The 20,860-nt window shown below is 39.9% G+C and carries 21 protein-coding genes; 19 read left to right on the plus strand and 2 right to left on the minus strand.

Annotated elements, in window-relative coordinates; translation table 11 throughout:
* Nucleotides 1-20: 20 nt before the first annotated feature.
* Nucleotides 21-266, minus strand: coding sequence for a hypothetical protein (locus ACQKL0_RS16560; RefSeq protein WP_427688638.1), 246 nt, complete (start codon nt 264-266; stop codon nt 21-23).
* A 114-nt stretch (nt 267-380) separates the two neighbouring features.
* Here ACQKL0_RS16560 and ACQKL0_RS16565 point away from each other — a divergent pair, with 114 nt between their 5' ends.
* The 8 genes from ACQKL0_RS16565 to ACQKL0_RS16600 all read left to right on the plus strand — a co-directional run bounded on the left by ACQKL0_RS16565 (nt 381) and on the right by ACQKL0_RS16600 (nt 7,418).
* A complete protein-coding gene (locus ACQKL0_RS16565) occupies nt 381-566 on the plus strand; it encodes a hypothetical protein (protein WP_402871756.1) in 186 nt (61 codons plus the stop codon).
* Between the two features lie 368 nt (nt 567-934).
* The gene (gene pdaA / locus ACQKL0_RS16570; protein ID WP_427688729.1) at nt 935-1,711 is read left to right on the plus strand and encodes a delta-lactam-biosynthetic de-N-acetylase; all 777 of its coding nucleotides are present in this window, start codon (nt 935-937) and stop codon (nt 1,709-1,711) included.
* A 123-nt stretch (nt 1,712-1,834) separates the two neighbouring features.
* Nucleotides 1,835-2,719 carry a DNA-3-methyladenine glycosylase family protein gene (locus tag ACQKL0_RS16575; RefSeq protein WP_427688640.1) on the plus strand — a complete coding sequence of 295 codons (885 nt, stop codon included), beginning with the start codon at nt 1,835-1,837 and terminating at the stop codon, nt 2,717-2,719.
* On the plus strand, nt 2,716-4,098 hold the full coding sequence (gene rlmD, locus ACQKL0_RS16580) for a 23S rRNA (uracil(1939)-C(5))-methyltransferase RlmD (protein WP_427688642.1): 1,383 nt from the start codon (nt 2,716-2,718) through the stop codon (nt 4,096-4,098). The genes ACQKL0_RS16575 and rlmD overlap by 4 nt, the downstream gene beginning before the upstream one ends.
* 180 nt (nt 4,099-4,278) lie before the next feature.
* A complete protein-coding gene (locus tag ACQKL0_RS16585) occupies nt 4,279-5,256 on the plus strand; it encodes a tRNA dihydrouridine synthase (RefSeq protein WP_427688644.1) in 978 nt (325 codons plus the stop codon).
* A 353-nt stretch (nt 5,257-5,609) separates the two neighbouring features.
* Entirely contained in the window at nt 5,610-6,446 is an 837-nt protein-coding gene (locus ACQKL0_RS16590; RefSeq protein ID WP_427688646.1) for a DUF1835 domain-containing protein, read from the plus strand.
* 50 nt (nt 6,447-6,496) lie between these two features.
* Entirely contained in the window at nt 6,497-7,162 is a 666-nt protein-coding gene (locus ACQKL0_RS16595; RefSeq protein WP_427688648.1) for a hypothetical protein, read from the plus strand.
* 52 nt (nt 7,163-7,214) lie between these two features.
* Nucleotides 7,215-7,418, plus strand: a complete 204-nt coding sequence (locus ACQKL0_RS16600) for a hypothetical protein (protein WP_427688650.1) — start codon at nt 7,215-7,217, stop codon at nt 7,416-7,418.
* Between the two features lie 88 nt (nt 7,419-7,506).
* Here the strand turns inward: ACQKL0_RS16600 and ACQKL0_RS16605 are convergent, their stop codons facing one another.
* Nucleotides 7,507-7,947, minus strand: coding sequence for a GNAT family N-acetyltransferase (locus ACQKL0_RS16605; protein ID WP_427688652.1), 441 nt, complete (start codon nt 7,945-7,947; stop codon nt 7,507-7,509).
* 120 nt (nt 7,948-8,067) lie between these two features.
* Between ACQKL0_RS16605 and ACQKL0_RS16610 the strand changes: the two genes are divergently transcribed.
* From ACQKL0_RS16610 to ACQKL0_RS16660, 11 genes are all read left to right on the plus strand, one after another.
* The gene (locus tag ACQKL0_RS16610) at nt 8,068-8,520 is read left to right on the plus strand and encodes a MarR family winged helix-turn-helix transcriptional regulator (RefSeq protein WP_402989068.1); all 453 of its coding nucleotides are present in this window, start codon (nt 8,068-8,070) and stop codon (nt 8,518-8,520) included.
* A gap of 24 nt (nt 8,521-8,544) precedes the next feature.
* Complete coding sequence (locus ACQKL0_RS16615) at nt 8,545-9,063, plus strand: GNAT family N-acetyltransferase (RefSeq protein ID WP_427688654.1); 519 nt, start codon at nt 8,545-8,547, stop codon at nt 9,061-9,063.
* Between the two features lie 257 nt (nt 9,064-9,320).
* On the plus strand, nt 9,321-10,079 hold the full coding sequence (locus ACQKL0_RS16620) for an SDR family NAD(P)-dependent oxidoreductase (protein WP_427688656.1): 759 nt from the start codon (nt 9,321-9,323) through the stop codon (nt 10,077-10,079).
* A 152-nt stretch (nt 10,080-10,231) separates the two neighbouring features.
* Complete coding sequence (locus tag ACQKL0_RS16625) at nt 10,232-10,816, plus strand: helix-turn-helix domain-containing protein (protein ID WP_427688658.1); 585 nt, start codon at nt 10,232-10,234, stop codon at nt 10,814-10,816.
* Between the two features lie 203 nt (nt 10,817-11,019).
* Nucleotides 11,020-12,081 carry an LLM class flavin-dependent oxidoreductase gene (locus ACQKL0_RS16630; RefSeq protein ID WP_427688660.1) on the plus strand — a complete coding sequence of 354 codons (1,062 nt, stop codon included), beginning with the start codon at nt 11,020-11,022 and terminating at the stop codon, nt 12,079-12,081.
* 204 nt (nt 12,082-12,285) lie between these two features.
* Nucleotides 12,286-12,819, plus strand: a complete 534-nt coding sequence (locus ACQKL0_RS16635; RefSeq protein ID WP_427688662.1) for a DUF1456 family protein — start codon at nt 12,286-12,288, stop codon at nt 12,817-12,819.
* Between the two features lie 294 nt (nt 12,820-13,113).
* Nucleotides 13,114-14,349 carry a YHYH domain-containing protein gene (locus tag ACQKL0_RS16640; protein WP_427688664.1) on the plus strand — a complete coding sequence of 412 codons (1,236 nt, stop codon included), beginning with the start codon at nt 13,114-13,116 and terminating at the stop codon, nt 14,347-14,349.
* 15 nt (nt 14,350-14,364) lie between these two features.
* The gene (locus tag ACQKL0_RS16645; RefSeq protein WP_427688666.1) at nt 14,365-15,000 is read left to right on the plus strand and encodes a PH domain-containing protein; all 636 of its coding nucleotides are present in this window, start codon (nt 14,365-14,367) and stop codon (nt 14,998-15,000) included.
* Between the two features lie 159 nt (nt 15,001-15,159).
* Nucleotides 15,160-17,103 carry a DNA/RNA helicase domain-containing protein gene (locus tag ACQKL0_RS16650; protein ID WP_427688668.1) on the plus strand — a complete coding sequence of 648 codons (1,944 nt, stop codon included), beginning with the start codon at nt 15,160-15,162 and terminating at the stop codon, nt 17,101-17,103.
* Nucleotides 17,104-17,232: 129 nt separating this feature from the next.
* Complete coding sequence (locus tag ACQKL0_RS16655; protein ID WP_427688670.1) at nt 17,233-19,257, plus strand: hypothetical protein; 2,025 nt, start codon at nt 17,233-17,235, stop codon at nt 19,255-19,257.
* Between the two features lie 357 nt (nt 19,258-19,614).
* Nucleotides 19,615-20,550: a VanW family protein gene (locus ACQKL0_RS16660; protein ID WP_427688672.1), complete on the plus strand. Its 936-nt coding sequence runs from the start codon at nt 19,615-19,617 to the stop codon at nt 20,548-20,550.
* Nucleotides 20,551-20,860: the final 310 nt, after the last annotated feature.

Consider the following 20,860-nt stretch of genomic DNA (forward strand, 5'->3'; position numbering starts at 1 on the left):
TTGGCTGAGCGTCTTTTTCATTACTCTTCCTTTCTGGGAATGGCATCGGACTTGAACTCTGGTTCTATTTCAGTTGGAGATTCCAGCTCCGGTTCCGTTATAGAAGCAGATTCTTGAAAAGACTCAGATTCCGCTTCAGGTTCAAGAAAGGGATCGATTCGTGAAATGTCACTCGAATCAAACCCACTTCTCACAAAATAGACAAACACTCCTGCACCAAGCGCGAGACAACCGATAAACCCCATCGTAATCAACCATTCCAGCATGACATACGCCCCCCTTTTCTTATGTATATGAAAAAAAGGGCGATTATTACCTGAAAGGAGTACAAACTAACGGAATTTACGGAACATATATTAGAAGGGAAAGGAGGGGATTTTATGCAGAACAATTACTTCCTATACTTCATCGCCTTGTTGACAGGTTTTGCGTTCATTCTTCTTCCTGTGGCAGGCACGATTTTCTCCGGTCTAGGAACATTTCTAGTCGTTATCGGAATCGTTATCGTCCTTGTTTTTGCCATCGCCATCATTTGGCAGGCAGCACAGGCATTATTTAAAGGATAAACAGACTTCGGGGGCCTATCCCAATTTGGGACAGGCCCTTTTTTTGTGAGGATTTTATACATACGGAGCGGGAATTCGACTGTTAGACGATTAATTCGACGGTGGGCAAGCGGAATTCGACTTTCAGGGAAATAATTCGACCGTCAACCGAGATAAATCGACGTTTACCTCATTTGAAGCTGTCCACCGGCGCGGGAATTCGACCACGCGGGTAGGTAATTCAACCACGGCGAGCCATAATTCGACCACGAGCAAGAATTATTCAACCAGAAACGAGAATAATTCAGCCACACACAAAATCGTGCATATAAATCCTTCCGTTTCAAACACTAAGAAAAAGGAAATTGGGGGACGATTCAATGAAGAAGATGGCGATGATGTCGGCTATTCTCTGTTTACTCTGGTCTTTGGCGGGCCCGGCTTTTGCAGAGTCCTATAATTGGGGCTTCAATAAAGGGAAAAACGGAACTCCGGCGGATGCGGGTAAAAATTTCAATGAGATGCTGCCTAAATATGAAGCGATTTATAAAGGGGATACCTCGAAAAAGGATATTTACTTAACATTCGATAATGGCTATGAAAATGGCTATACGGCGCAAATCTTAGATGTACTCAAGAAACATAAGGCACCGGGGGCCTTTTTCGTCACCGGCCATTATTTAAAGACGGCGCCTGAACTTGTCGTCCGGATGGCGAATGAAGGCCATATTGTCGGAAACCATTCATGGAACCACCCAGACATGACGAGCGTGACAGACGGGGTCATCCGCACCGAATTACTTCGGGTCAAGGATGCGACGGAAAAATTGACGGGGCAAAAAGGGATGAATTATTTGCGGCCACCGCGTGGGGTTTTTAACGAACGGACGATGAAAATTGCCCAACAAGAAGGCTACTACCATATTTTTTGGTCGCTTGCTTACAAGGACTGGGTCGTCGATGAACAGCGTGGAGCAGCTTTCGCCCATGATGAAGTCATGAAACAGATCCATCCGGGAGCGATTTTACTGTTGCATACGGTTTCAAAAGATAATGCTGAAGCACTCGATTCGATTCTGACGGATCTTGAGAAAAAAGGGTACACATTCAAAAGCCTGGATGATTTAATGATAGAAAAACAACTGCAGAACAGGATGTTGTATTAACATGAAAGGCGGAACCTGACTAGGAAAATCAGGTTCCGCTTTTTGCCATTATCCTCAATAACAAGTAATATTTTCGAAAACATGCTATAATACCTGGAAAACTGCTAAAAGGATGGATCGCTTGTGTGGACGGAAAAAGTAGAGGTCCAAGGACCCTATAATTTTGATCTTGTACTCGAACGATTATCGTTAGACCCACTTCAAGTAGTTGATTTTATGAACAGGACGGTAAAAGTTCCATTATATATAGAAAAAGTACCAACCGTTATACACGTACAGGCAATCGGTGACACCGAAGACCCGGTCTTCGTCATCAAAGGCCAATCAGAGGAAAACAAACCAAAGGCGCTGCAACGCTTAAAAAAAGTTTTTCACTGGCATGAGCCATTGGCTGCCGTTTCCCAGCACTTCCAGGAGTCAGATTTACGGGACATTTTTGAAGAGCACCGTGGCACGGCCATTGTCCTTGACTTCGATTATTATAGTTGCATCGTCAAATGCATCATTCACCAGCAATTGAACCTGGCTTTTGCTCATACATTAACGGAACGATTCGTTAAAACATTCGGCTACCAGATCGATGGAGCCTGGTTTTACCCGACACCGGAAACGACTGCGCAGCTTCAGGTCGAACAGCTCAGGGCGATTCAATTCAGCGGCCGAAAAGCGGAATACGTCATCGGTTTATCGCAGCAAATCGTCCATGGCCACCTTGGTGTGGATGAGCTGGACAAGCTATCCGATCAAGAGATTATGGATACACTTATAAAAATACGCGGAATCGGCAGATGGACGGCGGAAAACTTCCTGCTATTTGGCTTAGGGCGACCGAACCTTTTCCCAAAAGCCGATATTGGCATCCAAAATGCCCTGAAACAATTATATGGCTTACCGCAAAAGCCGACCCAAGAAGAAATGGAGACCTACAGTTTGAAGTGGGCCCCATATCTAAGCTACGCTTCCCTCTATTTGTGGAGAAGCATCGAAAAACGGAGTGAAAAGAAATGACAAACTTTCAAGATACAACCCTAGAAGTAAACCAAACCTTACCCTTAACGATTAAACGCCTTGGCATCAACGGAGAGGGAGTCGGCTATTTTAAAAAGAAAGTCGTCTTCGTCCCAGGTGCCCTTCCTGGAGAAGAAATCGTTGCGATGATCACAAAAGTTCAGCCGAATTTTTCCGAAGCAAAAATCAAAACAATCCGGAAAGAATCACCGCACCGCATTGCCGCACCATGTCCAGTCTACGAACAATGTGGTGGCTGCCAGCTGCAACATTTAAGCTATGACCAACAATTGGTCGAAAAACGCGATATGGTCATCCAAGCGATGGAACGCCATACGGATTTCCCAATTGATTCATTGGATATCCAAGAAACGATCGGCATGGAAGATCCTTGGAACTACCGCAACAAAAGCCAATATCAAGTCGGCCAGAAAGATGGCAAGCTGATTGCCGGGCTTTACGGCTTGAATTCCCATACATTGATCGATATCCCGAACTGCCTTGTGCAGCATAAGGCAACGAATAAAATCACCCGTACGGTGAAAAAGATCCTGAAGAACCTGAACATCTCGATCTATAATGAGAGAAAAAGAAAAGGTGTCATCCGTACGATCATCACACGCGTTGGATTTGAAACGGGCGAAGTGCAAGTGGTCTTAGTAACGGGAGCGGAAGAGGTTCCACAAAAAGATCAATTGCTTAAACAAATCCGTGACCAATTGCCAGAAGTGAAATCGGTCGTTCAAAACGTCAATAACCAAAACACATCGCTGATCTTCGGCGAAAAAACGATCCACCTTGCTGGCGAAAAGGTCATCAACGAAACATTGGGTGACCTATCGTATGAACTATCGGCGCGCACGTTCTTCCAATTGAACCCGGTTCAAACGGTTCGCATGTATGAAGAAGTGAAAAAAGCGGCAGCCCTATCAGGTACAGAAAAAGTCGTCGATGCTTATTGCGGCGTAGGGACAATCGGACTTTGGTTATCGGAAGATGCAAAAGAAGTACGCGGCATGGACGTCATCAAGGAATCGATCGAAGACGCCAAGAAAAATGCCATCAAACATAAACGCACCAACATGCACTATGAAACAGGAAAAGCCGAAAACATCCTGCCACGCTGGATCAGAGAAGGCTGGAAACCAGACGTACTCGTCGTCGATCCACCAAGAACCGGCCTGGACCAATCCTTATTGCAAACAATCCTGAAGGTCAAACCAAAAACCATTGTGTATGTATCATGTAACCCATCCACATTGGCAAAAGACCTGCATGAATTGAGTGCTCTATATAACGTAGAAACCATGCAACCTGTGGATATGTTCCCGCAGACAAGTCATGTTGAAGTGGTCACGAAATTGACGTTGAAAAAGTAATCCAGATAAATAAAGATGTCCCATTCAGTCTCGGTTTTCGGTTCACTAACATGACCGAATTCCGGGCCTTTTTCATGGCGGCCCATGGCTGGACTTTTAGAAGGCAAAGAAGATTTTAAAATAGTGGGAAACTGGTTCACATAGCCTGGTAACCCTTAATGAGAGGACTTGGATCTAAAGATGAAAGATAATTTTTGGCGTGATTTACCACGACCATTTTTTGTACTGGCACCAATGGAAGAAGTGACGGATGTTGTGTTTCGCCATGTAGTGGCTGAAGCAGGCAGACCCGATGTATTTTTTACAGAGTTTACAAATTCGGAAAGTTATTGTCATCCTGAGGGGAGACAAAGTGTGCGTGGGCGATTGACCTTTACGGAAGATGAACAACCAATGGTTGCCCATATATGGGGAGATAGACCTGAAAACTTCAGGGAAATGAGCATTGGTCTGGCAGAGCAAGGGTTTAAGGGGATCGATATCAATATGGGCTGTCCTGTACCTAATGTAGCAGGAAATGGGAAAGGGAGTGGCCTGATCTGTCGTCCCGAAGTCGCAGCAGAATTAATTCAAGCAGCAAAAGCAGGCGGCTTGCCCGTAAGCGTGAAGACTAGGCTTGGCTACACGGAAGTCGACGAATGGCGCGACTGGCTAACACATATCTTGAAACAAGACATTGCGAACCTTTCCATCCATCTGCGTACAAGAAAAGAAATGAGCAAAGTGGACGCTCATTGGGAACTAATCCCGGAGATCAAGAAACTTCGTGATGAAGTGGCACCCAATACACTTTTGACGATCAATGGAGATATCCCTGATCGCGAAACTGGCTTGGAACTTGCTCGTAAGTATGGAGTGGATGGAATCATGATCGGACGCGGCATTTTCCATAATCCATTTGCCTTTGAAAAAGAGCCGAAAGAGCATAATAGTAGGGAATTGCTTGGTCTCTTAAGATTGCATATGGACCTTCATGATAAATATTCAGAAATCGTACCACGTTCGTTCAAGCCCCTACCTCGCTTTTTCAAGATCTATGTCCGTGGATTCAGAGGGGCAAGTGAACTGAGAAATCAATTGATGAACACAAAATCAACGGATGAAGTGCGCGCATTGCTTGATACCTTTGAACATCCGGAAGTGGTGGAGGAACAGTAGGAACTTTCCTATTCGAAGTAGCATAAACTTTTTTGAAGAATTTCAGAGAAGATTATACTAGCTGAGACATGCAAATTAGATAGATAAACAAAGCAGCGATCCGATAAGAATCGCTGCTTTGTGCTATTTCCACCAAATAGGTTAGGTAAATCTTCTGAGGTATTTTTCCTGTTTTTTATACTTTTTCACATACAGTATCAAGACCCCTATCTTCGATTAGCTATAGTGTTTTCTTCAGTCTAGCCTTGTATAAGGAGCGAATTATTATGATAGAATGAGCGTAATCCATAGTCTATTTTCAGTAAACTAAATGTTTTAGACGGCTTTTATAAGAAACAGATGGGAGCTTTCAAATGATACATATTGTTTTCGGTGCATCGGCTTCAGGGAGTGTAGGGTTCTTTTTAAGGGAAATGGGTCTTGAAAAAGTGGAGAAGGTTATCTCTTTTTGGGACATATTTTCAATCGGGCCCGTGTGGCAGCTGCATGAGGAAAAGGGGATCCAAGCTAGATTTAATTGGGTGAAGACGTACATACATGACGATTTTGGTGAATGTCCCGATTATGAACAGAAGTTTGAAAAGACGGTCAAACAAATACAGTCTATTCCTGAAGGAAGTCATCTAACCATTTGGACTTCTTCTAATGCACATGAACAGACAGGATTGAGGTTGATTGTTTATCTTTTAAAAGAAAAAAATCTGGATATTAGCCTTATTAACACGACAGAAGAGTATGAAGAACTGTTTCAAGTAAAAAAAGTGAAATATACACCACTTCATACAGGTGAAATTCCCTCTGAAAAGCTTCAATCCATATATGAACAGGGTAAAAGAACGTTATGTACTGACCATGATCGAGAAGATTTAGAAAAAGAGTGGAAATCCCTTTCAGATAACCAAGAAACGTTACGAATATGGAGAAATGGAAGGATTCAGAGCGTTCCTGAAGATTATTATGAGGCATTCATTATGAAGAAAGCTTCAAAGCTACATGGACAACAAAAGACTAAGGATTTTATGCTATCCGCAAGGCTCATTGGTGAGGTGATGGGGCATTTAGATCAGTATGTAGGGGATGCGTTTCTTGAATGTCGACTGAAAAAGCTGATTGAACAAGGGGTATTTGAAACGGAAGGTCATCTTGAAGGTATGAGATTTTATAAGGTTAGATTAAAACAGGAAAGATGAGGAAGAGAATAGGAATGGATCTCTTTTTATTGAATTCAGGGGGGAAAAGAATGAAGCGAATGAAATGGCTCGCGATTCCTTTAATGGCATTGATCCTTGCAGGATGTGTGGATTCCACAGCGCGGGTTGAAATAAATAAAGATAAAAGTGCGGATCTCTCGCTTGAAGCAGCCATGGACGGTGATATGTATGCGCTGGCCGGTCCCTATATTGAAAAGGCACTGAAGGGGACGGATTACAAGCTGGAACAAGGCGAAAATGCCATCAAGGTGTATAAACATTACCCTTCTCTTGAAGCGCTGAACTCCATCCAGGACGGATCAGGTGAGAGTAAGATTTCCGTGGATGAGAAGGACTCTTTCTTTTATACAGCTTATGATGTGAAGGCATCCGTTGACTTACAAAGCCAGCTCAGTCGGTACATAGGGGATGTAACCAGCAACACCTTCATACAGTCCATCATTCTTCAAAAGCTGGACCAATCGGATCTTAAACTGGAAGTAGCGCTTCCGTATAAGCTCTTTGGTTCAAATAATGCCGATGAGGAGAAGGGTAAAACCCTGTCCTGGAATATCTCGACAGCTACCGAAACGCCTGTCGAGTTTGAAGTGATTGTTCCAAAGGTTAAAACGATCGCCACTACGGCGGGAATTGTGGTTGTCTTCATTATCGGGGCCGTCATCTTGATTGTGAAAGGCAAGAGAAAGAAGAAATAATTAAGGGGAGACATTCATGTAGCATGTTAATAAATGAGAGGAGTAGATAGAATTGAAACTTAAAACAAAGTTATATCTAAGTGCAGCAGCTTTAGTTGTTTTGATGAGTATCTTTTTAGTTGCCACTAAGTCTTATTTTAATAATCAAGAAATAAATGAAGCGAGTGATCAGTGTTATGAAAAAGGGGGGCAACCGAATGTTAGTATGACTGCCCTTACTCTTAATTATTCTTTTTCTTGTGAAAGTGAACAATAATTACCTTAATAAAAGTGTAACTTATATGACATCTATCAACCTGACCAGTCTTTTTCTTGTCAGGTTTTCTTTAGTGCATTGGTCGTCTCTATTTACTGGATAATTCCTTCATCATTAAAATATGTGGGATTCCGTCTTCCATAAATAGATCGGATGAAGTCCGATATCCGAGGTTCTCATAAAAGCCTTCTGCCTGTTTTTGTCCATGTAATTTCACTTTGGACACTTCATTTTTTTCTGCTATTTCTTCGAGTGCTTTAATGATTAGTTTTCCATAACCCAATTTACGGTAAGGTTTTAGGATGCAAATTCTTTCTAGCTTACCAAATACACCAACCGTTCTTATTCTTCCTGTCCCAACTGGTTGTTCGTTGTGATAAGCCAAAATGTGTTCACATTGAACATCAAGTGTATCAAATTCGTCAAATTCATCTTCTAATGGAACGCCCTGTTCTTCAACAAATACCTTGCTTCTAATATGGAATGCCTGTTTTAGCTCATTCTCTTCGATTATCTTTTTTACTTTCACTTTTCTTCGTCCCTTTCTCAACTGTTTCAAGTTATATCGTACAATATTTTTTGTTGCAAATGCAACAAAAATCCATTAATATTTGTATAAGTAATTACGAGTTATTGGGGTGTTGAACATATGAAGGAAGTTCTTCGGGAGATTGGAATGGTAGCAAGGGCCTTGGATTCTATTAGCAATATAGAGTTTAAAGAATATGACCTTACAAAAGGGCAGTATTTGTACCTTGTGCGCATATGCGAGAATCCAGGAATCATTCAAGAACGGCTAGCAGAAATGATAAAAGTAGACCGAACCACGGCAGCTCGTGCAATAAAGAAATTGGAGATACAAGGTTTTATTGAAAAGAGAGAGGATACGCATAACCAAAAGATCAAAAAGCTTTTCCCAACTGTAAAAGGCGAAAGTGTGTATCCTTTCATAAAAAGAGAACATGATTATTCCAATGCAGTCGCATTAGCTGGATTATCCGAAGAAGAAGGAGAAACCCTTTTTCGTCTTCTGCAAAAAGTGAGAAAAAATATAGAAATAGACTGGGAATATGTGAAAAAGGGAAACAAGCGAAATTATTAATAGGTAGAGGAGCGGAATATAACAATGACGATACATATACGAAAGTGTACCCTTGAAGATTTGCCACTACTCCAAGAGATTGGCTGCGAAACATTTAATGAGACCTTTAAGGATCAGAATTCCCCCGAAAATATGAAGGTTTATTTGGAAGAGGCGTTTAATTTAACCCAACTAGGAACGGAATTATCCAATCCCTCTTCAGAATTCTTTTTTATCTATGTTCATACAGAAGTCGCCGGGTATTTAAAGGTGAATGTCGATGAAGCCCAGACAGAAAAGGAGGGTGATGAGTCACTTGAAATTGAGAGGATTTATATAAGAAAGGAATTTCAAGGGCAGGGGTTAGGTCATCATCTTATAAATAAAGGAATAGAATTGGCGCAAGACCAGAGTAAGAAGAAAGTCTGGTTAGGCGTTTGGGAAAAAAATGAGGGGGCCATCAAATTTTATGGAAAAATGGGCTTTACTCAGAGTGGAACGCATTCCTTTCACATGGGAGATGAAAAACAAACCGATCTTGTTATGACTAAAATACTTATGTGAATTGATGATTTAATATAATTAGTTAAGGAAATCTAAGTAGTCATTTTCACTCAACCTGACAAGTATGCTGTCAGGTTTTTTAAATTAAATGAGTTTTTTTGACAAGACTTCCGCACCTTCTACCTCCGAAAATTTACAGTTTTAAATCATACCCACAGGGTAAAGTATAAGAGAGTTAGGGTATTTTATCCTAAGAGGAAATATACGAGAATAGTGCCGGTTACCCGGTTCTTATTCATTACAACGGAGGTTTTTTCATGACAACTAAGAATAAAGTAGCGATTATCACAGGAGCAGGAAGCGGATTAGGACAAGCTACAGCGGTTCGAATGGCTGAAGAAGGAGTCAATATCGTTGTAGTGGACGTCAATGAAAAGGGCGGGAACGAAACGGTTGAAATGGTGAAAAAATTAGGAGTCGATTCTTTTTTCATCAAAACGGATGTTTCCAAAGCAGAAGAAGTGAAGAACTATGTGGATCAAACAGTGGAGAAATTCGGGAAGATCGATTATTTCTTTAACAATGCAGGGATCTCTGGTAGCGGTAAGTACTTCTTGGATACGGACGTGGAAGAAATTGAAAAGATCGTCCAAATCAATTTAATGGGTGCTTTATATGGCGTTCGTTATGTAGCTGAGGTTATGCTGAAAAATGGCAGTGGATCGATTGTTAATACAGCTTCAAGCGCGGGTGTGATTGGACAGGATTCAGTGGTGGCATATTCCGCTACGAAACATGCTATTGCAGGGTTAACGAAGTCCATGGTGGCTGAATACGCGAAAGAAGGTCTGCGTGTGAATGCAATTGCACCAGGACCTACTGAGACACCGATGGTCAAGGCTTTCTACGAAGCTAACCCGGCCATGAAAGAGAACGCAACGAAGGGAATCCCTCAAAAAAGATTGGGAACTCCGGAAGAGGTTGCGGAACTTGTAACCTTCCTATTAACGTCTAAAGCAGAATATATCAATGGAGAAGTTATTCGCATTGATGGTGGATTTACTAATACCAAATAATCATAGATCAGCCAAAAGCCTGTTTCGATTGGAACAGGCTTTTTGTATGCTCACTTATATGGCATTCACCTCTCAAACTGGAAAACTCAACGGAGCGTTTGTTGCCGGATCGGTTCTTACCTTTTATGATGTAATGAGTAGGGGGTGAATCAATGGATAGTAGCAAAGTGGGCCATTTGATTTTACGATTGCGGAGGGAAAAAGGGTTCACGCAAAAGGAATTGGCTGACAGGATGAATCTTTCTGATCGGACCATTTCAAAATGGGAGCGTGGCCAAGGGTGTCCGGATATCTCCCTGTTACCGGAATTGTCCTCCCTCCTAGGTGTAAACATTGAACATATTCTGGAGGGCGAACTCGCTTCCAATGATTTTGTAGGAGGAAATATGAAACGGTCAAACTATTTTGTGTGTCCATCTTGTGGGAATATTACCTTAAGCACCGGTAACGCAGCTGTTTCTTGTTGTGGAAGAAAGTTGGAGGCACTTGTGCCGAAGAAAGCGACGGAAGAAGAAAAGCTGGAAGTTACACAGGTTGAAGAGGATTGGTTCATTTCAAGCAACCATCCTATGACCAAAGAGCATTATATTTCATTTATTGCCTTTGCTACAGGAGATCAGGTGCAACTTATCAAACAGTATCCTGAATGGGGACTGCAAACCCGCATTCCGAAGCGTAAACACGGCATGTTGCTTTGGTACTGCACACAGCATGGGTTGTTTTATCAGTTGATTTAAGGAGAAATAAAGCCATTAATCTATAAAATAATTCTACCAACAGGCAGTCAGCCCTTTAATAGGGGCCCTGCCTTTTTACTGTGGATAAGTGAATTGGAAATTTGAGAAGTATTCACATGATATTGTATGATGAATGATAGGATCTTTTTTAATGATAAGAACGGAACATGGTATATCAACCATACATAGAGGGGGGAAAGTACATGGAAATTGGATTGACTACTTTTGTGGAAACGACACCGGATGTAGAAACGGGTAAGGTACTTAGCCATGCCGAACGTATACGTGAGGTAGTGGAGGAGATTGTATTAGCGGATGAGGTGGGACTGGATGTCTACGGGGTAGGAGAGCACCATCGGAGGGATTATGCGGCTTCCTCACCAGCTGTCGTATTGGCCGCCGCTGCTTCACGGACAAAACGGATTCGTCTTACAAGTGCTGTGACGGTGTTGTCTTCAGACGATCCGGTACGAGTATTCCAGCAATTTTCGACACTTGATGCGATTTCGAATGGACGTGCGGAAATCATGGCGGGCCGGGGTTCTTTCATCGAGTCGTTTCCGCTATTCGGGTATGATTTGGATGATTACAATGAGCTGTTCGATGAGAAGCTGGACCTGCTGTTGAAAATCCAGCAGTCCGAGAAGGTGACATGGAGTGGGAAACATCGTCCTTCCATCCAAAACCGTGGAATTTACCCGATTCCTGTTCAGGATCCTTTACCTATTTGGATTGCGAGCGGCGGAACTCCACAATCAGTTGTACGTGCAGGTATGCTAGGACTGCCACTCGTTCTCGCGATTATCGGCGGAAGCCCGAGACAGTTTGCAGGGCTCGTCCAACTGTATAAAAGAGTGGCCAAAGAGGCGGGGCATGATGTAAGCAAGTTGCCGATTGCTTCCCATTCACATGGATTCATTGCCGAAAGCACAGATCTTGCGGCAGAGAAATTTTTCCCTTCCACTCAGAAAGCGATGAACGTGTTAGGAAGAGAACGTGGGTGGGGAGAATACACCCGTGAAACCTTCGATTCGGCACGTAGTTTAGAAGGTGCCCTGTATGTAGGTGACGCGGAGACCGTGGCGAAAAAAATCATTCACCTTCGTAAAACCGTGGGAATCACGCGCTTCATGCTGCATGTTCCCGTCGGATCGATGCCACATGATGATGTGATGAAAGCCATCGAACTACTGGGTAAAGAGGTGGCCCCGATGGTACGGGAGGAAATTGCGAGATGGGAAGCAGAGGGTGGCGAAGAATCGTAAGCCTTTGAAGCGATTCACCCAAACTTAATGTCGGATCCATCTTTTTTAGGTATAATAAAACATACAGTACACTTACAGCATCCGGGAATCTGTAAACGATTCTCGGATTTTCAGTTGCCTTCGTTTTTAGTATTGGAAGAATTTACTCGGGCAATGATAAAGAGGAAGCAACTGAAAAAGGGTGCGAATATAGGAGGTTTATGGATGCATAATCATGATATTTTAATCAGAGTACGATATGCTCTCGATATAAAAAATAAAGATATGGTAGAGATTTTCAAACTTGGCGGCGTGAACGTGACACAAGAAGAAGTGATGGAGATGCTCACAAAGCCAAAAGAAGAAGACTATGACGAATACGAAGATGATGACGTCGATTTTTACGCATATGAAGACGAAGAAGATACAATCAAATGCAATAACAAGATGATGGAGTCCTTCTTGAACGGCCTGATCATTTTCAAAAGAGGGAAACAAGAGCCAAAACCGGGACAACCAGAGAGCCCGGCACCAACAGGCAAGGAAAGTGTGAACAACGTCCTTCTTAAGAAATTGAAAATCGCGCTCACGCTAACAAGCGAGGATATGATTGAAATCCTGGGAGACGCAGGAGTCAACATAACCAAAGGTGAACTAGGCGCCATTCTACGAAAAGAAGGCCACCGGAATTATAAACAATGTGGGGACCGATATGCCCGTAATTTCTTAAAAGGATTAACTTTGAAATATCGGGGATAAGCAAAACCGACGATGGTTTCAAGTTGTGCATAACGTGTGGATGAAGGCTTGAGTGATGAGGAGAGATTCTTATTGCTTGAGCCTTTTTTGTGTATAACTTTTTTGGGTTAAGGATAATGAACTCAATGTTGTTACAAATAAAAATATTATAAGACCTTGAATTTGGGCGGGAATTTCCCAATTCAAAGTCTTTTTTTATGACTTTTCCATATTTCTTAGAGATAAGAGTTTACCTTCTAGTTATTAACTATTATTATAGTTAATAACAAATTTACAATAAAAGGGAGAATGGTAGTGAAGAGTTTTTTATCGTTATGTGCGTTGCTGTTGTTGTTGATGATCATTCAAGGGAATGTATATGCCCATCCTGGCAGAACCGATTCAAGTGGTGGCCATACTTGTCGGACTAATTGTTCACAGTGGGGATTGGAGGATGGAGAGTATCATTATCATGATGGTAGTGGTTCCAATGAGTCTGATAGCTCTGACTCTACTTCATCTGATGAATCAACTTCTTCAGAATCGTCTAATGATGCTCTTGACAAAGATTGTTCGGATTTCTCAAGCTATGACGAAGTGGTAGAATATTGGAACTCCAAAGGATACAGCAAGACTTATGATCCAGAAAGACTAGATGGTTGGGGCAACAAAGTAGATGATGGTATTCCTTGTGAAGCCCCAAGTGATTATGATACAACAAGAATTAATAATAGCCCGGCTCAACTTGCTGAAAAAGAAGCTGAGAAAGATTTAGACAGTGGAGAAGAGGTTGGGTATAAAACTGGTTTATCTGATGGACAAAAAGGTCTTTCTAGTAATTCCTTTTCTAAAGGATCAGATTCTTATCAAGAGGGTTATGAAAAAGGGTACGAAGTTGGATACAAAGAAGGCACTACACAATTCGAAACTCTAAAAAAGAATGCATTTAAAAGTGGCTACGCCTTAGGAGAAAAGCAAGATAAGTTAAAGGTTCCTCAAAAATATGGAACTATCAAAGCTCTTACTTCTTCCTATGAAGAAGGTTTTAATAAAGCGATAAAAGAAAAAGATGAAAAAAAGAAAGAAGAGTATCTGGCTTCTGGCATTAAAGACGGTAAGGCGGATGTTTTGAATGAACCAGAAAAAGCGAAAGATATTTTCTTAGATGCTTATCAAAAAGGCTATAAAATTGGACAGGAAGAACTTAAGGAGACATACGTTAAACAAGGTTATGCAGCTGCTTTTACAATATTAAATTATGAAGAACCTGATTTTGAAGAGGAGAAATATAAAGATTGGTATAAAGAAGGATTTAAATCAAATGTAAAGATTAAGGACATTGTGAATGTAGCATATCAGGCAGGACTAGATGGAAAGAGCTCCAGTGTTCCAGAAAAGTATCAACATGCAAAAACCATCTACCAATATAACTTTGATAAGGGAACCAAAGATCGTAAAAAAAATAATCAGGCTGTTGGCAGTGTATTTGGACTCGGCATGATCGGCTGGTTGGGTAGGAGATTTTATGTAGCAAGGAAAATGTTAAAGTAAGGGGGTACTGTTCTAATGGGAGTTTATCAGAAACTTTGTTTCTTAGTGGAAGATGTAATGGTCAAAGGTCTGTCTCGCAGACTGGATCAAACAGAAGTGAAGGAAAAAGTGGAAACCTATAGGAATAATAAGGCGGAGAAAAAAGATAAAAAGAAAAAACAAAGGAAGACAGAGCTCGATGCTATCCAGCTTAACGCATTGGAGCGAGATGAACAGGAAAAACAGCGCGTGTTAACGATTCTATCCCGTGTTGTAGATGTTAGAAACTTAGATTATACATCCTACGAATTCAAGGTCGTTAAGAGGAACGAATCATTTTTTTTAGATTTGGCGAACAATATTTATGAACCTGGCGAACAAGGGTTGACCTTTGTTCAATGTGAATATGATAAGTCAAAGAAACAAGAAATGAAAGGCTATTTAGTGGTTACTAACAAAAGGGTGTTATTTATAGACAATGGACAAGTGAATATACAAAGATTTCGTTATAAAACAATTAAGGATATATCCTGGTTTAAAGATGGAGTGCTGGAACGAGGAATTTTCATACAGTATGGAGTTAAACGTTTGGAATTTGATGAGATATATGATGCGAATCAATTGAAGCGAGTAGGAAATCTTATTAAAAGCCACTCTGCACAGACAGCATAATATAGCCAGATTAAAACGAATAATGAAGGCAGTCAGCCCTGAAATTAAAGAGCTCTGCCTTTTTTTATTTCCATATAAGTTATGCATTGGAACCTTAGTGTACAATGATATAAAGTAGCTAAAAGATTGTGGAACTACAAGGGAAAAGGTGTGTCAGGGATGATTATATATGAGGCGATTAAAAGTGAATTTCTTCAAGATGTTTTTGAAGATAAATTAATAGATAATATCGTAAATAATTACGCGGAGAAAGTTGGCCGGATTAATAAAAGTGAATTAAGATCTTGGGATAATTCGATGAAATACATGCATCTTGTCCTGTTAGATAAGGAAATACCTGATGACGCTGGTGTCGCTATAGAGTTCAAGATTCCTTATACATCAAAGCGTGTCGATTTCTTGATATCTGGCAGTAATGATACGAATGAATCTATTGTAATCGTTGAGCTTAAGCAATGGCAGGATATTGAGAAAGTGGATGGAAAAGAAGCGATTGTTAAGACTTTCCTTGGTGGTGGAGTGAGGGAAACCACTCACCCATCTTATCAGGCATGGTCGTACGCAGCGCTAATTGAGGACTACAATGAAAATGTCCAGGATAATCAGATGGAATTGTACCCATGTGCATATTTGCATAACTATATCAAAGTGGATGACGATCCTATTATTGATGAAGGCTATCAATATTATGTCGAGAAAGCTCCCGTTTTTCGAAAAGGTGATGCGGCTAAGCTTCGAGAGTTCATTAAGGCTCATATTAAGTTTGGGGATAATAAGGAGAATTTGTACAAAATTGAGAATGGCAGAATTCGTCCATCTAAATCATTGCAGGATTCCCTCCTTAATATGTTGAAGGGAAATCAAGAATTCGTCATGATTGATGACCAGAAGGTTGTGTACGAAGCAGCAAAGATGCTGGCAAAAGAAGCACAGAGAACGAATAAAAAGCAAGTGTTAATCGTCAAAGGCGGACCGGGCACGGGTAAATCCGTGTTGGCTATCAACCTGTTAGTGGAGTTGACGGCTCAAAATATGGTTTGCCAATATGTGACTAAGAATGCCGCACCGCGGGCCATCTATGCTAAAAAGCTAAAGAAGGATTTCCGTAAGGGCCATATTGATAACCTCTTTAAAGGGTCTGGGAGTTATATTGATGTTCCGGAAAACACATTCGATGTCTTGATTGTGGACGAGGCGCATCGTCTAAATGAAAAGTCCGGGATGTTTAATCATCTTGGTGAGAACCAGATGAAGGAAATCATTTCTGCTTCTAATTTCTCCATATTTTTTATTGACGAGCGCCAGCGTGTGACGTTAAAGGATGCCGGGAGCATTGAGACGATTCAACAATTTGCAGACCAATATAATGCCAGTGTATCGACTGCCTTATTGGATTCACAGTTCCGGTGCAATGGCTCGGATGGATATCTTGCATGGATTGATGATGTTCTTCAAATACGGAAAACAGCAAATGAAAGCTATATCGGTAGCAACTATGATTTTCGTGTATATAGTGATCCAGCAGAGATGAGAGATGAAATCATCAGGCTGAATAAGGTGAATAACAAAGCCCGATTGTTAGCCGGTTATTGCTGGGATTGGAAGAAGGAAGGCAAGAACAACTCACAGATCCATGATATTGAACTGTCGGATCAATTCAGCATGAGCTGGAATCTCGGTAATTCTGACAGCTGGGCAATTGATGAAAACTCGGTTCAAGAAGTGGGCTGTATCCATACATCTCAAGGGCTGGAATTCGATTATGTGGGCGTGATTATTGGAGATGACATGTACTTCAGTGAAGAAAGAATTCAAACGGATTTTACAAAGAGAGCCAAAACCGACAGTTCTTTAAAAGGCATCAAGAAGCTATCAAAAGAAGAACCGGAGAAAGCGATGCAACTGGCTGATGAAATTATTAGGAATACGTATAGGACGCTTTTAACTAGAGGTCAAAAAGGGTGCTTTGTCTACTGCACAAATAAGGATTTGGAAAACTATTTACGGAAGCGCCTTATGGAAATCCAAGTACAGTACCAACCTAATGAGTTTTTCGAAGGGAAGACGAGTGTGGCTGAGGACCCGGAGTCTTATGAGTTATAGAGGTTTGGTACTCATTAAGGGGAACTGTATCATAAGTAAGTGAGGTTTTGAAAATCCACTATATTAATTTAAAGTGGATTTTCCCTTTGCGTTATTTTATAGAAAACTTTTATTTTAGAGGTGTCAAATATGTCTCAAGTTAATCCAGAATTTTACCCTTTACATAGAGAATGGAATGTAAAGGTATTTTCTCTTCCTAAAATCCCTAGGGGAAAAATGGGTCAACCTATTGTTTTGAGAGAAATATTGAAAGCTATATTGGATAATGTACCTTATAATACAAAAATGAAGTTTGAAGGTAGTTCCAGTGAATCCACTTTAGATCAATTATGTACTTGGTTAAGGCCAGTTGGTTTAGTTTTTAAAGATGGCGGTATGTGGAAAATATCCGAGGAAAGCAAGTTATATTTGGAAACGGAAGATGATTTATATTTAACGGCAATATTTTGTGCGAATGTTAGGTTTATTGGGGAACTCTTAATAAATTTGGAGAAGCCTTTAATGGCTTTGGATCTTTTAGAAATTGCTAATGAGAATTATAATTTAAATTGGGAAACAAAGTCAGAAATAGGTAATAGATTGACATGGTTTAGACAATTAGATTTAGTTGATTTTAATGATTTGAAAAACACATATCATTTAACTGAAAAAGGAGAAAAATTTGTAAAAAATATCAAATACGTACATCCTAACGAAATAGTAATTAATGGTGACAATACTATTCATGAAACTGAAATACCAGTATCTAATTGGGCAGAACGGCTAATTGAAATGGACCAAGAAAAGTTAAAAGCTAGAAAAGCTTCTATTGGATATATTCCAGGTAATCTTACAGATATATGTGAAACGCTTAGTGGATATATCCAATTAATATTTACTAATATTGACAAAGATTCGATATTTAAGTATTCAAAAGAAACTTTAAATATATCAGCTTCTTCGGCAAATTCCTTTATTACAACTCTAGTGAATATTGATTTTCTAGATAGAAAATCGAGAGTATTATGCGTAGCATCGGAAACAGCAAAAAAATGGTTAACTACTAAATCAGCTTTAGATTTAGTTTATTGTTTACATGCTAAAGTATTATATATATTTGAAATACTATTTGAATTATCTAAGAATAGTTTATCAGCAAAAGAACTCGCTGTAATTGCAAAAGTATCTTATGGGTTCGAAACAGAGAGAATAGATGAAATAAGAAAAAGACTTACTATTTTGCAATGTGCTTTACTTGTACAAGAAGAATCTCCAGGTAAATATTGTTTAACAAAAAGAGCGAGGAATGTTTTAGAAAATGTTTCAATGCAACATAAAAATGATATTGAATTAAGTCACAGAAGTGAAGAGAATAACGTTAATAATGAAAATTTAATTGTTAATGATAATTTAACTGAACTTCGCCTAGCTTCAAAAGATTCAACAAACCCTTCAAGGTTTGAAAAAGCTATTGCATGGGCTTTCTCAGCTCTTGGTTTTAATACATCTTGGTTAGGGGGATCAGGTAAAACTGATGTTTTGGTGAATTCTCCAAGTATTCCTAAGTATTCGTATACTGTGACGGTTGATGCGAAATCAACATATTCAGGTGTTGTTTCAGAAGGCCAAATAAATTTTGATACATTAAAAGAACATAAAAAACTGCATTCTGCGGATTATATTGTAGTTGTAGGATATTCATTTCAGGGAGAACGTCTTATTAAACGTGCAAAAGAACATGATGTGGTGTTAATAGATGTTGATTCTTTAGAAAATCTTATTAGGTCTCATTTTAAGCTACCTTTGGAGCCAACAGCTTATAAGAAAATATTTTCTCAATCAGGAAAAGTAGAAATAAGTTGCTTAGAAAATGAAATTAAAGAAATAAAAAGATCTGGTGATTTATTACAATCTGTTATGGAGTGTTTGATTTTAGAAAGTAATGATCCAATTACTGAAGGCTTACTATATGAAAAAGATATATATAGGACTTTAAGAAACGATGATAGATTTGATATTCCACCGTCTTTAGATGAAATTGGTACGATGTTAAACTTTTTATCTTCACCAAATTTAGGTTGTGTTGGCAAATCTAAAGAAGGTTATTACGCATTAGGTACAATATATGAGGTGAAGAATAAGTTTAATTTTTATGCTAATTCATGTTTAGTTTGATAAACTACAAAACCAGACTTAGTAATACATTGAACCGCCATACCATAAATAAATACGAGAAGGATATTGGAATCATAAACAGTGCGGAGGCCGCTATACTCGTAATTATTAAAAAAATATCGGAGATAAGCAAAACACACCCGATAGTTTCAATGTGTATAAGATGTGGATGAAGGCTTGAGTGATGAGGAGAGATTCTTATTGCTTGAGCCTTTTTGTGTGTAACTTTTTTTGTTTTGTTCCATTTAGTAAGAAGCAGTAAAGCCTCTCACTATTTATACGTCAACAATATAAAAGGAAGAATTACATTAAAGGACAACCTCTCGTTCATACTAATGTTGGGAGGTTTACCGACTTATGATACATATCTGGATAACTGGTCTTTTATTATTTGCTCAACCCGTTGAACTTTCTGACAGCTTAACGGTGACCCAACAAGGGCAGACCATAGCTAGTGTTGACCGTGAAAACTTTTCACTGCCCCTTCCTGGTACTCCGATGATTGATGATGAAAAATTACGTATATTCATTGATAAACTCGATCAACAAGTATACAGAGCTCCTATAAATGCGAGGCTTAATGATCAGGGAGGAATCGTTCCAGGCCAGGTAGGTTACAAACTGTATCGACAGGCGTTTAAGGAGCAGTTTTATGCCTATTTCTTTGGTAAAGGACCTTCCAAAATAGAAGCACCAGAAATGGATGTTTATCCTAAGGTGGATAGTGAAATACTTGCTCACATTCGGCACCAGAAGATTGGTCAATACGTGACTTATTTTAATTCTAATAATAAAAGTCGTTCACATAATATTTCACTTGCCGCAAAAGCCATTGATAATCACGTTGTTTTTCCTAATGAGACTTTCTCATTTAACCAAGTTGTAGGGAAGAGAACGAAGGACAAGGGATACATGAGTGCTCCCATTATCGTTAGAGGTGAATTGTCTGAAGGGGTTGGTGGGGGGATTTGTCAGGTGTCATCCACCTTGTATAATGCTGTCGATCGTGCCGGGCTACGAATTGACCAGCGCTATTCCCATAGTAGGCGTGTACCTTATGTTCCACCCGGACGTGATGCTACTGTAAGCTGGTACGGACCTGATTTTCGCTTTCAAAACAAATATAACCAACCGATATTAATTCGGGCTAAACGATATGGGGGAAGTATGATCGTTACACTTTACTCCTCTGATGTGATTAATAACGAACAGAAAAAAGTTCCCAAGGCTCCAGCTAAGTTACCGAAAGAAATCAAAATAGAGCCACAATCAAATGATTTTAATAAGAAGTAAATACTTAAGAAATCTAAATGGTGCAATTAGGAAGAACAATAAAAGAAAGTTGATGCACCCTTATCATTTTGGAAATGCAGCTGGACCTGCTTTAGTTGCGTGCTTGTGACATGTTATTCCCTTTAATTCATCAACGCCTATTAGGGTATAACATTATGATTTGAAATATGAAAAGACAGCCAAGCTATCCTGAAGAAGAGCTTGGCTGTCTTTTGGTTTATTGAAAATACACATTGAAAAATATGTATGTCTTGGTTATCCCTACTTAAATGGCTGTTGAGCGTTTCATAATGTTAAAAAGGGGGGATAG

This window comes from Peribacillus sp. NPDC097264 (assembly GCF_050277925.1).
Classification (GTDB): Bacteria; Bacillota; Bacilli; order Bacillales; family DSM-1321; genus Peribacillus.